Source organism: Streptomyces sp. NPDC044003, assembly GCF_056435185.1.
In genome coordinates, this window is record NZ_JBWKFA010000002.1 from 579,697 (window position 1) to 592,853 (window position 13,157).

General features: G+C 67.3%; 6 protein-coding genes and 2 pseudogenes. 6 read left to right on the forward strand and 2 right to left on the reverse strand.

The annotated features are described in order from the left end of the window. Positions 1-237 (forward strand): annotated as a pseudogene (locus AC07AW_RS09230) (hypothetical protein); the annotation flags it as partial. Between the two features lie 230 nt (positions 238-467). After that, positions 468-1,073, forward strand: a complete 606-nt coding sequence (locus AC07AW_RS09235; RefSeq protein WP_478814814.1) for a class F sortase — start codon at positions 468-470, stop codon at positions 1,071-1,073. 677 nt (positions 1,074-1,750) lie between these two features. On the opposite strand, the gene AC07AW_RS09240 is transcribed toward AC07AW_RS09235, so the two are convergent. Then, the gene (locus tag AC07AW_RS09240; RefSeq protein WP_478814815.1) at positions 1,751-2,206 is read right to left on the reverse strand and encodes an MmpS family transport accessory protein; all 456 of its coding nucleotides are present in this window, start codon (positions 2,204-2,206) and stop codon (positions 1,751-1,753) included. Positions 2,207-2,525: 319 nt separating this feature from the next. Here AC07AW_RS09240 and AC07AW_RS09245 point away from each other — a divergent pair, with 319 nt between their 5' ends. The 4 genes and pseudogenes from AC07AW_RS09245 (at position 2,526) to AC07AW_RS09260 (ending at position 12,327) form a co-directional block, all read left to right on the forward strand. Further along, on the forward strand, positions 2,526-11,174 hold the full coding sequence (locus AC07AW_RS09245) for a golvesin C-terminal-like domain-containing protein (protein WP_478814816.1): 8,649 nt from the start codon (positions 2,526-2,528) through the stop codon (positions 11,172-11,174). Positions 11,175-11,298: 124 nt separating this feature from the next. Further along, the gene (locus AC07AW_RS09250) at positions 11,299-11,790 is read left to right on the forward strand and encodes a hypothetical protein (protein ID WP_478814817.1); all 492 of its coding nucleotides are present in this window, start codon (positions 11,299-11,301) and stop codon (positions 11,788-11,790) included. A 76-nt stretch (positions 11,791-11,866) separates the two neighbouring features. Then, positions 11,867-12,118 (forward strand): annotated as a pseudogene (locus AC07AW_RS09255) (sigma factor-like helix-turn-helix DNA-binding protein); the annotation flags it as partial. Positions 12,119-12,123: 5 nt separating this feature from the next. Further along, positions 12,124-12,327 (forward strand): hypothetical protein, encoded by a 204-nt coding sequence (locus AC07AW_RS09260; RefSeq protein ID WP_478814818.1) that lies wholly within the window; start codon positions 12,124-12,126, stop codon positions 12,325-12,327. A 33-nt stretch (positions 12,328-12,360) separates the two neighbouring features. Here the strand turns inward: AC07AW_RS09260 and AC07AW_RS09265 are convergent, their stop codons facing one another. Continuing rightward, complete coding sequence (locus AC07AW_RS09265) at positions 12,361-12,963, reverse strand: HAD family hydrolase (protein WP_478814819.1); 603 nt, start codon at positions 12,961-12,963, stop codon at positions 12,361-12,363. Positions 12,964-13,157 lie beyond the last annotated feature (194 nt).

The following is a 13,157-nucleotide window of genomic DNA, read 5'->3' on the forward strand; positions in this document are numbered from 1 at the left end:
CTCGTCAACGCCGATGACTGGACCAAGGACACGGAGAAGGACAAGCAGAAGGACTGGACCAAGGACACGGAGAAGGAAGAGGGCGGCTACAAGGAGAAGCCGAAGGGCGGCATGCACACGGGCGGCGGCGGCCTCGCGAGCGGCACCACCAACGTGACCGGAGCGGCCCTGGTCGTGGGCGGACTGGCCGCGTTCGTTCTCCACCGCCGCAGGAAGTCCGCCGGCGCGGCTGCGTGAGGAAGTACGGACGTTAGGGGGTCGTCTTCTGAAAGACGGCCCCCGCGTCCGGTCGTCCACGCCTCCGTACCCCATCCCGGATCCCCCGCCCGAGTCCCAAGGAGCCCCTGGTGACGACCCGACCGGATCCCGCTGACGTGGGAGCCTCCCGGCGTATCCCGCGGTGGGTGGTCCCCGCCGTGTTCTGGACGCTGGTTCTTGCCGTGCTTCTCCTTGTCTTCCGTCCGGGGATGTCCGACCAGGACACGGAAGCACCGGCCCGACCCGCGGCTGCCGCCGAGTCCGGTCGCGCTTCGGCCCCCGACCCGTCATCCCGCCCCAGCGCCTCGCGGCCTGCCTCGCCGGGTGCCGTCCCGGCGGCCGGTCAACCGTCGATGCCCAGGTCGGCTCCCGTCCGTCTGAGGATTCCCGGGATCGGAGTGGACGCGCCCTTCATCGGCCTGAAGATCGGCCCTTCCGGTGCGCTCGACCCGCCTCCGGCCGACGACACGAACCTGGTGGGCTGGCAGGCGTCCGGTGTCTCCCCCGGTGAAGTGGGGACCGCGATCATCGCGGGCCACCTGGACACCGCCACCGCCCCCGCGGTCTTCGCCCGGCTCGGCGAACTGAAGGCCGGGGACACCTTCGAGGTGAGTCGCGCCGACGGTACCGACGCCGTGTTCCGCGTCGACTCCGTGGAGGAGTTCTCCAAGGACGACTTCCCGGATCAGCGCGTCTACGAGGACACTCCCAGCGCGCTCGTCCGGCTCATCACGTGCGCGGGCCCCTACGACCGTACGGCGAGGGACTACACCGACAACCTCGTCGTCTTCGCGCACCTGGAGCCCACCGACTGACCCGGCCGTGCACCTGTGAGGATGTGGGCGCCCGCCGTGCCTTCGAGGGCACGTGCGGGCGCCCTTCGGTCGCCCGTCCGCCGGGCGTGGTCCATGCCTTCGCGGCGCAATGTCAGCGTGCCGTCGCCGTCGCCGTCGCCCCGCTCTTCGCCCTGGCGCCGCGCGACCAGGGCGACCTCGGCGCACTCTCCCCCGCTGATAGGAATGCGCCGCCGTGAGATGCCGGGGCCGTCGGTGGAGTTCCTCGGCGCGGTTGCCCTGACGCGGCGTAGTCGCCGCGAGACTCTGCCAGGCCGCCGAGGATGACGATCGTCTGCAACTCGCCCCAGCTGTTGCCGAGTTCGCGGAACACCGCGCCGGCGTACGCCGCGTCGGCGCGCGCGGTGTCCGGCTGCCCCCGGTAGAGGGCGACCTCGGCCCGGACGCAGAGTGCGGCGGCCGCTCCCCAGCGGTCTCCCAGGGCCCGGAACTCGACCGCGGCGCCTACCCGGCCGAGGGCGCCGTCCTCGAAACCCACCTGGCCGCGATCAATTACCTCGTACGCGAGAGCGCCGCCGTAATCGAGTCCGTCGCCGGTGCCAAATAGGCGTCTTTATACGGCAGCGCGTCGCCGGATCGCAACCACGTGAAGATTTCGGGCGAATCGCCGATCCGGAATCCAATCAGGTCGGCGAGAATTACTTCTGCTCGGCCTGAGCCACTCCCGTGCACGTGGCGCGCCCGAATGCGCCCATCGCGGTGGCGCGCTGCACGTGCTTATTGCGAATGGCGAGCGTGCAGGACGCCTGCCCGCCCTTGTCGTCGAGGATGATGCTGACGGTCGGGGCCTTGCCGTCGAGGGGCATCTGGACCGACTTGGTCCAGGGGAGTTTGACGCCCTTCTCGACCGTGGCCGTACCCGCCTCATTTCGGGCGAGGTACGAAATCTCCGCCGTTCCCGTCCCCGTGACCTCGTACGTCACCTCGGCCGTCGGCTCGGCGTGCGGCTTCGACTGCTCGTCGGTGTCGAGGAGGCCGTAGCCGGCGAGTCCCAGGCAGGCGAGCAGGGCGACGCCGGCGATCAGCCACCCGCGTCGGCCCGGGGAGCCCCCCGTGCCCTCCTGCTCGGTCTCCTCCCGCACTGCGCTTTCCACAAGTTCATCGGATGACATGAGGGAGCCGGCTTTCGGTTGGGTGGCAGAGGAACCGGCTGGTTATACACCAGGCCGCCGACCGATTGCGAGCGAGCGGAAGAATCGGGCGAACCACACCCCCTCCGGCCTGCTGATTGTCCTTTATGTCGCAGGGGTTGACCGGGCCTCGTCAAAGTGGTTAGAAAGCCCGCTGCAATGCCTGTGAGCTCGTGGCTCATGCCATCCGCGCAATCACTCCGTATTGCTCCAAGCCGGGCGGAAAACTTCGCACCGGCTCGTTTGGCGTACCCATTTCGCGTGCCGCGATGCGGGTGCGTCGATGCCGAAAGGTATTGAGGTGAAAGTTCCGTACAGGAGATATCTCTCCTGTCTGGTCGTGTCGGCGGTAGCGGGCACGCTACTGCCGCAGGTTGCCTATGGGGCTCCGCTGTCACCGGCGACGAGCGACGACAAGGGCGCCTTCGACGCGATCGCGGGTTGGTTCTCGGACGACGAGAACAACGACGAGTCGCGCGGGCTCGAGGCGCAGTCGACCGCTGGGGCTCCCGTGAGCCGGGAGAAGCTGCCGAAGGGCAAGGCTGCGGCGAAGCCGAAGCGTGTCGCGGAGCTGACCGGTAAGCGGACGGCGAACGCGCGGTACTGGCAGCTGTCCGACGGCCGGGTGCAGGCCGAGGTGTCGGCCGTGCCGACCGGGTACCGGGCGGGGAAGTCCTGGAAGGACATCGACGCGACGGTCGTTCCGTCCGATGCCAAGGGCTTCGACTTCGCCAACACGACGAACGCCGCGTCCAGCTGGTTCGGTTCGGACGCGGGCAAGCTGGTCCGCTTCGAGGCCGGTGCCGGTCACGTGGTGACTCTTGGTCTGAAGGGTGCGGGGAAGCTCGCGCCGGTGGCCAAGGGCGACACGGTCACGTACAAGGACGCGGTGTCCGGTGCGGATCTGTCGTACGTGGTCGGTCCGGGCCGGGTGAAGGAGAACATCGTCCTGGACGCGAAGCCGTCCGGTCCGGTGTCGTTCACGTTCACGCTGGACGCGGGCGGTCTGACGCCGAAGCAGAACAAGGACGGCTCGATCTCCTTCTTCGGCGAGGGCGCGGACCCGGTCCTCGTCATCCCGGCGGCGTTCATGACGGACGCGAAGAAGGACGCGAAGGCCGCTTACGGTTCCGCCTACAGCGGGAACGTCACGCAGAAGCTGACGCGGGCCGGCAAGGGCTGGGAGCTGTCGGTCACGCCCGACGCGAAGTGGCTGGCCGCGTCCGAGCGGCAGTACCCGGTCACGATCGACCCGACGATCTCGATCGCTCCGACGCCGTCGACGGCGCAGGACGTGATGATCTCGTCGGACGGTGCGACGACGAACTACGACGACAACTGGCGTCTGTCGGTCGGCAACACCTCCACGGGTGCCTCGCGTGCGCTGATCCGGTTCCCGGTCAGCAGCATCCCGGCCGGCACCAAGCTGGACTCGGCCGATCTGAAGCTGTACTTCGACCAGACGCACACCACGGGTGACACCGAGGTCCAGCTGGAGGCGCACCGCGCCACCCAGGCGTGGACCGAGTCCGGGGCGACCTGGAGCAACGCCAACGCGATCACCGGTGAACTGTCCGGCACCTCGGTGCTGGTGGACAACGGCGAGGCCGGCCGTACCGCTGCGGTGGGTGCCTGGCCGGCGTCGGGGAACACGGCGTACACGCAGTACGCGGTGAACCAGACGTACATGTACAACAAGGATTCGGTCGCGGGTGACACGTACACCTGGCAGCCGAGCCTTCCCGAGGACGGCACCTACCAGGTCGAGACGCACTACGTCCCGGCCTCCGACCGTGCCACCAACGCCCCCTACACCGTCACCTACGACGGCGGTACGAAGGCCTACACCGTCAACCAGCAGGCCGGCACCACCGGCGTCTGGAAGACGCTCGGCTCGCACCCGTTCAAGGCCGGAACCCTCGGCAAGATCGTCCTCGGCGACGGGCCCGTCACGACCGCGACCTCGGTGATCGCGGATGCGGTGCGGTTCACCAAGGGTGGTGTGGTCACCAAGCAGCCCGGTGAGCTCAACACCTGGCACTCGTTCCCCGTCACCAAGACCGTGCAGTCCTGGATCGACGGTACCAACGTCAACAACGGTTTCGTGATCAAGGCCGGTGACGAGTCCGCGAACGGCCCCAAGGGCGGTCCGCGCTACGAGGGCTCGGAGTTCGGGTACGGCGGCGAGACCGCCAACTACCCGCGCCTCGTCCTCACCTTCGGCCGTCAGGGCGTCGACCTCTCCGCCCCGACGACGATCCACGACACCGGCGCGGAGCTGAACTGGTCCGCGTACCAGGACAAGGACCCGGTCGGTACCGGCGACGACATCGTCGAGTACCAGGTCCACCGCTCGGTCAGCCAGACCTTCACCCCGTCGGCCGCCACGCTCGTCGCGCCGGTCACGCCGGGCACGACGTCGTACACGGACACCTCCGCGACGCCGACGAAGGCCGACGACCCGGATCCGTACGGCCGTGCGTACTACTACATGGTCGCGGTCAAGACGAAGGACGGGCAGGTCGTCGCAGCGCCGACCCAGCTCGTGCGTCTGCCGAAGGCCGGCCGTACGACGAAGGTGTTCACCGCCTCGCAGGACACCACCCTGTCCTCGACGCAGTCCACCCTCGCGCACGACACCATCGACGACAGCGGCCCGAAGAACTGGCTGAGCGTCGGCAACAACTCCGCCACCTACGGCGACACCCGCGCCCTGCTGAAGTTCCCGGCCCTGGGCATTCCCGCCACGGCCCGGGTCCTGGACGCCAACGTGCGCCTGTGGTCCACGCAGACCGCCCAGGACACCACCGGCGCCCTGTACGAACTGCGGCCGCTGACGCGTGACTTCGACGAAGCCGCCGCCACCTGGGTCAAGGCCGACAGCGCCACGAACTGGACGACGCAGGGCGGCGACTTCGGCGCCGTGACGGCCGACACCGGCGCGATGACGAACGACCCGGCCCGTCACGACTGGAACGTCACCTCGCTGGCGCAGTCCTGGGTGACCACCCCGGCCTCCCAGAAGGGCGTCGTCCTGAAGATGGCCGACGAGGCCGCCTCGCAGGAGCGCACCCTGTTCCTGTCGTCCGAGGGCACCGAGCCCAGGCTCGCGCCCAGGATCGTGGTCACGTACATCGACTCCACCACGGAGTCGACGTACTACGCGCCGCAGACCCCGGCCCGTATGACCCCGAACTCGGACTACACGGTCGACTTCAACCTCACCAACACGACCGCGTCCAACTGGACTTCGGCCGACAACGTCCTGACGTACAAGTGGGCGCTGCCGGACGGCACGGACGTCACCACCGGCGGAAACCAGGTCCAGACGGCGCTGCCGTCGAACGTCGCCCCGGGCGGCTCGGTCAACCTGCAGGCGCAGGTCAAGACCCCGATCAACTCGGACAACGGCAACAAGCGCACCGACTACGTGCTGACCTGGGACGTCTACAACAAGACGACCGGCACCTGGATCTCGGGCACCTCCGGCATCGCCGGCCTGAGTCAGAACGTGGCGGTGGAGGACCCCACCTCCAACAGCCTCGGCCTGGAGAAGTTCTACGGCTACACCGGCAAGAACACCGGCGCCGGCGCCAGCATGATGAACAACATGGCCTCCGGCAACGTGGTGTGGTCGTACAACGGGTTCAACAACCCCGGCCGGGGCCTGAACACGTTCTTCCGGCTGGCCTACAACAGCTTGGACACCTCCGACACGGTCTCCGGCTACGGCTGGTCCATGCAGGCATCGGGGCCGATCCGGCTCGGGGCCCCGCTGGACTTCCACCCCAACCCCAACCCCACCGAGGTGCGCCTGCCCGACGGTGACGGCACCACCCACGTGTTCCGCTGGGACTCGGCGACGAGCTCGTGGAAGGCGCCGGCCGGTGTCCACTACAAGCTGGCCGCCAAGGCGGGTCTGGACTGCACCCCGCTGAAGGACCCGATCCCGGACGCCTGGACGATGACCCGTCCCGACGGCACCCGCTTCCTGTTCGGCTGCGACGGCTACCTGACCTCCACGGTGGACAAGAACGGCAACACCATGCTGTTCACCTACGAGGAGCGGAAGTCCAACAACAAGCCGACCAAGTTCCTGAAGTACATCACCGACCCCGCGTCGCGGCAGACGCTGACGGTGGACTACTTCAAGAAGGGCGACAACTCCTACGAGTACGTCTCGGGCACGGGCACCATCGCCACGGGCTCGAACCTGACCAACTCCAAGATCTACGACCACATCAAGTCGGTCACCGACGTCTCCGGCCGTAAGATCAACTTCTGGTACACGGACAAGGGTCTGCTCGGCCAGTTCACCGACGGCGTGGGCTCTTCGCAGCCGAAGGTGTTCAAGTTCACCTACGACGCCACGCAGGGCAACAAGAACGTCAAGATGGTGGCGGCCACCGACCCCCGGGGCAACGCCACCAAGCTGGACTACTACGCCCCGCAGACCGGTGACGACCCGAAGTACCACTGGTGGACCAAGACCATCACGGACCGCCTGAACAACAACACGACGTTCGCCTACAAGGCGGACACGGTGAACCCGAGCTTCACCGACACCAAGGTCACGGACTCCGAGTCGCACGCCACGGACTACGTCCTGGACGACTTCGGCCGCCAGGTGAAGTCCACCAACGCCAAGTCCGAGTCCCTGGACATGTCCTGGGACGCGGACAACAACGTCATCCTCCTGAAGGAGGCGAACGGCGCCCAGACCACCTGGACGTACGACCAGAAGACCGGCAACCCGCTGACGAAGAAGGACGCGGAGGCCAACAAGAACGGCACCGCGGCGACGGTCTACACGTACCAGACCCGTGCGGACGGCTTCTCGGCCGACCTGTCCACCAAGACCTCCCCCGAGGGCCGCAAGTGGCAGTTCGGCTATGACGCCTTCGGCAACCTGAAGACGGTCACCGACCCCATGGGCGCCGCCACCACCTCGGTGCCGGACGATTACACCACCAAGTACGACTACGACGCCTACGGGCAGTTGACCAAGGCCACCGACGCCAACGGCAACGCCACCAACAACTCCGACTTCGACGTCATGGGCTACCCCAAGACGATCACCGACGCGGAGAACCACCCCACCTCGTTCGTCTACGACGAGCGTGGCCAGGTCACCTCGGTGACCGACGCGGCGGGCACCACCACCACCCAGACCTACGACGCCTTCAAGCGTCCGCTGGTCAACAAGGTGCCCAAGGACCAGGCGCAGGCGGTGTTCATCACCACTCCGGCCCCGGTGTACGACGCCAACGACAACGTCACCACCAGCACGGCCGCGGACGGCGTGGTCTCCACCGCGGTCTACGACCCGGCGGACCAGGTGACCGAGTCGACCGGCCCGGACAACAACCTGAGCGGTCGCACGACGCGCTACACCTACGACAAGGTCGGCAACCTCAAGACCACGACCGAGCCCAAGGGCGTGGCGACGACCTCCGTCCCGGACGACTACGTCACCACCAACAACTACAACGAGATCTACCAGCTCATGTCGGTGGTGAACGCCCAGGGCGACAAGGTCTCCTACGAGTACGACATCGTCGGCAACCCGGTCACGCTCATCGACCCGAAGAAGAACGCCACCGCCGACACCACCGACTACACCAGCAAGAGCTCCTTCGACCTCAACCACCGCGTCACCAAGGTCACCGACGCGGCGGGCAAGTTCACCACGAGCGAGTACGACAAGGACTCGCTGGTGGTCAGGAGCACCGACAAGGAAGGCAACGTCAGCGAGGTCGTCTACGACCAGCGCGGCAAGACGATCGAGCAGCGGGTCCCGTACTCGACCGGCGTCGTCCGTACCACGAAGTACGAGTACGACCAGATGGGCAACGCCACCAAGGTGATCAGCCCGCGCGGCACCGCGACCGCGGCCGTCGACGACTTCACCAGCCGCACCGAGTACGACAAGCTCAACCGTCCGGTCAAGCAGTACCAGCCCTACGACCCGGCGGACGCGCGCTACAACGACCCCAACGTCTACACGCAGACGACCTACGACGTGGTCGGCCGCACCTCGCGGGTCTCCGCGCCGCCGTCGGCGGGTCAGACGGTCCGTAACGACACCGACTACACCTACTTCGACAACGGCTGGACCAAGACGTCCACCGACCCGTGGGACATCGTCACCTCCTACGGCTACAACACGACCGGCCAGCAGGTCTCGCGCACCCTCTCCTCCGCCGGCGGCTCCAGCTCGCGGACCCAGGGCTGGGCGTACTACCCCGACGGCAGCATCCAGGCCCGCTCCGACGACGGCGTGCCGGTCGGCGCCCACGTGGTGGTGGCCGACAACTCGGACACCCAGACCACGTCGGCGACCGGTACCTGGGCCACGGCCTCGGCCACCGGCCAGCAGGGCTACGACCACCGCACCCACGCGGCGGGCACGTCGACGGACACGTTCACCTGGAACCTGAACGTCCCGCAGGACGGCAGCTACACCGCCTACGCGAAGTACCCGACGACCTCGGGCGCCTCCACGGCGGCGAAGTACACCGTCACGCACGACGGCGGCACCACCGACAAGACGGTCAACCAGACCACCGGTGGCGGCACCTGGGTCTCCCTGGGCTCGTTCACCTTCAAGCAGGGGATCACGTCCAAGATCACCCTGGCGACCGACGCCTCCGGCAAGGTCGTCGCCGACGCGGTGAAGATCGTCCGTACCGTCACCGAGACGGACACCGAGAAGAAGAACTTCACCTACTCGTACGACCTCAACGGCAACCTCGAGTCGATCACCGACACCTCCTCGGGTGCCAAGATCGACAAGTACTCGATGACCTACACCGGCCTCAACCAGGTCCAGAAGGTCAGCGAGTCCCTGGCCGGCGTCGAGAAGAAGGCCACGTCGTTCACCTACGACGCCAACGGCCAGAAGGCGACGACGTCCCACCCCGACCAGTACGCGCAGTACATCTACGACCTGCGTGAGCAGGTCAAGACGGTGAAGGTCGGCAAGTCCGTCTCGGACGCCTCGCCGAAGGTCACCGACTACACCTACACCGACCGCGGCCTGCGGCTGAAGGAGACGAAGGCCAACGGCAACACGGTCGACTACACCTACTACCTCAACGCGGCGCTGAAGACCCAGAACGAGAAGAAGCCCAACGGCACCCTGGTCTCCTCGCACACCTACGCCTACGACGCCAACGGCAACCAGGCGCAGGACGTCGCGTCCAAGATGAACGCCGACAACCACGGCGCGTATCTGAACTCCACCACGGACTCCACCTACGACCCGGTCAACCGGCTCGCCCAGTCCGTCAAGACGGGAACCGGCGCGGGCACCGAGACCTACGTCCACGACAACAACGCCAACGTCGTCACCCAGACGATCAAGAACGTCACGACCAACTACACCTACGACCGCAACCGGCTCCTCAGCTCGAGCATCGGCGCCGCGAGCAACAGCTACAACTACGACCCGTACGGTCGACTGGACACGGTCGTCGCGGGCGGCAAGGTGGTCGAGGACCGGGACTACGACGGCTTCGACCACGTGGTCAAGAACGCCAAGCTGCAGACCGACGGGGTCACGACGAAGACGACCACGTACGTCTTCGACCCGCTGGACCGCACGGCGTCCAAGACGGAGGGCGGCAAGACCACCGACTTCAACTACCTCGGCACCTCCAGCGAGGTCCTGAACGAGGCCGTCGCCGGCGAGGTCACCAAGTCCTACCAGTACAGCCCGTGGGGCGAGCGCCTCACGCAGCTGAAGAAGAACACCGACGGCTCCGAGGAGCTCGGCGTCTACGGCTACAACGGCCACACCGACGTCGAAACCCTCACCGACACCACCGGTGACACCAAGTCGACCTACGGCTACACGGCCTACGGCAGCAACAACGACGACGAGTTCACCGGCATCGACAAGCCCGACACCGCCCAGCCCGACAAGGAGGCGTACAACCCCTACCGCTTCAGCGCCAAGCGCTGGGACTCCGCCAGCGGCACCTACGACATGGGCTTCCGTGACTACAGCCCCGGCCTGAACCGCTTCACCAGCCGGGACATGTACAACGGCGCCCTGGCCGACATGCAGCTGGGATCGGACCCCTTCACGGGGAACCGCTACGCCTTCACGGGCGGCAACCCGATCAGCAACGTCGAGATCGACGGTCACAACTGGTGTGAAGACGGGGCCTTCTGCCCCTACAACGACACCTTCGCCAAGGCGTGGGTCGGCGGTATCGGGCTCCTCACGGACACCCTCGCCAGCCCCGTGATCGCCGCCGAGCCGATCCTTCGAGAGAAGTGCCCTTCGTGCTTCGGAACTGCCGGTAATCCCAATGGAGTGGATCTGGGATTCGAATGGGTCACCGGCAGCGGCCCCAAGCATCGGGACTTCGGCGGAAACGACGCCTTCACGCAGAACCTCATGGACCACTACCACGTCCAGCGGGTGCGCGAGATCGCGGCCGGCAACATCAACATCGGTAACTACAACCTGGGCGACCCGGTCAAGCAGAAGAAGGAGGACGACGGCAGCATCACCAACAACGGCTTGAACCAGTCGCTGAACACCAAGAGCCTCATCCTGGACTTCACGACCAACATGTCCGCGGCGTTCCTCGGTTCCTACACCATGGACTACACGGTCCAGTCGGTGGACAAGGAGGCGGGGACGGCGACCGTTCAGTTCCATGTGCAGAACACCAGTGACATCAACTCCGGTACGCACATCGGTCCGGGGGCCGGCGGGTACAGCCCGTGGTGGGATGAGCACATCGCCGAACCTCTCCTGGCGAATTACGCCACGGGGCGTTTCAGTGAGAAGACGCAGGACGTGACGTGGACGGAGACGATCGACCTCGCGGATCCCAAGGCTCCGTCGGGGCAGTCGGAGTCGTCGCCCGGCCTGCTGGACAGCATTACGAATGCGCTGACCAGCCTCTTCTGGTAGCAGACTGACGCGCTCCCGCCGGTCGGTCGGCGGGAGCGCCTTGAAAGTGGCCGGGCCGCCCCTGGGGACCTCAAGGGATCCCTGGGGGCGGCCCGGCCGTCCGGAGCGACTGGAAGTAGACAGCGTGAAATTCGGCGTATTGCGCAGCGGTGCAAGCCTTGCGGCTGCCATCTTGACGGTATTCGCTTCGACCGCTTGCGGGACGGACGAACCCACCTACGTCCACCCGAAGACCGTAAGTCATTCCGAATTGGTCGGCCGATGGGACGGGGGCCGGGAATGCGGATCACCGCTTCCGGTGATCCGACTGCGGGACGACTACGCCTTTACCGTCAAGGACTATCCGATCGAGTGGAACGGTCCCGTGCGGGGCGAGCAGGTGACACGTCGTTCGACCGACGGGAAATGGCATGCGGTCACCAAAGACCCTGGCCGGCCACCCTATCTCGTGCTTCGTTTCGAGAAGGGGGGAGTGGTGGAAACAGATACCCTCGTCTTCACTGTGGACAAGGGGGCCCTGCGGATGAGTACGACGGTCGAGGCGCACGGGGATCCCGAACACACCTTCCCGTGCAGATTCAAACGCACTTCTGCCGACCCTGAATTCGGCCGATAGCGGGTCCGTCGCGCATCTGCTGACGAGCTCTTCCTGATGGTCCCGCGTCGCCCGAAGCGCCTGCCGCTGTCAGTTCACGGCCCCGTTCGAACAGGACATGCTCGACCTGCCCGCCCCGGGACAGCCGGCCGGGGAGGCCCTGGAGCCGATGTCCACCGCCGAGGCACTGGCCCTGGTCGCGGCGCTCCCCCCGGACCAGGCCGAGGCGGTGCTGCTGCGGGTGGTCATCGGGCTTGACGGCCCTGTGGCGGCCCGGGTGCCGGGCAAGCGGGTCGGAGCGGTACGGTCCGCCGCGCACCGCGGGCTGAAGCGGCTTGCGAAGGAATGACTGGGATGAGCGCTGAGAACGGTATGCAGAGACACGACGACGTCAAGGCGGCGTTAGTCGCTGCCCTGCGCCCCGAGGACGTGGACGACGCCTCGGCCCGAGCGGCCGTCGCCGCGTTCCGAGCGGCCCGCGACACGGGCCTGCACGGGTCTCGGCGCACCAGAAACCGCGAGGACTGGCGTCCCGTGAAGCAACGCTGCGTCGCCTGAGCCCTTCGACGAGACCGAGGCCGCTCGGACGCATCATCGCTCCAGGAGCTCGTCGAGTGCGGCGGCCAGCTCCGCGGCGCCCGTGAAGTGGAGCGCGGTGATTCCCACGGCGCGGGCACCGGCCACGTTCGCCGGCTTGTCGTCGATGAACACCGCCTCGCCGGGCGAGGCTCCCGCGAGGCCGAGGGCCCGGGTGTAGGCGGCCGGATCCGGCTTGGTCGACCCCAGCCGGCAGGAGAAGATCAGCGGGTCGAACCGGGCGGCGACCTCGGGGAGCTGCTCGGGGAGCGCCTCCAGGACCAGGGCGTCGTTGTTGGTCAGCAGCGCCGTACGGTACGGACGCAGCCCGTCCACCAGGTCGAGGACCCGCTCGTCGGGCTCGAACGCGCTGCACCACACCTCGTGGACGGCGGCCGTGTCGCCCGGATACCCGAGCTCCTCCCGCAGGGTCCGGTGGATCTCCGCCGCGGACGCGAGCCCCTGGTCCCACCGTGCGATCCGCCCGGACTCGTACAGCGTCCGCTCCACCCGCTCGGCGCTCACCCCACACGCCTCCGCGAGCAGGTCCATCCGCCGCCGCGGACGGAACCGGCAGACCACGTCTGCGAGATCGAACAGGATCACCTGGGGCCGCATGACCCGACGATAGCCACCGGAGCCCCGGATCTGGCCGGATGGCGCCCCTCCGTTCGGGGGATCGGCGCGCGTGCATACCCCGGTACCTGCGTGGACAGGCTGGTACCTGGAGGCCGGCAGCCGCGCCCGCGGGCCGGAGCCGGCACCTCCGCTCGGGTGGCATTCCGGGCGAAGCCGTACAAGCGCGTAGCGAC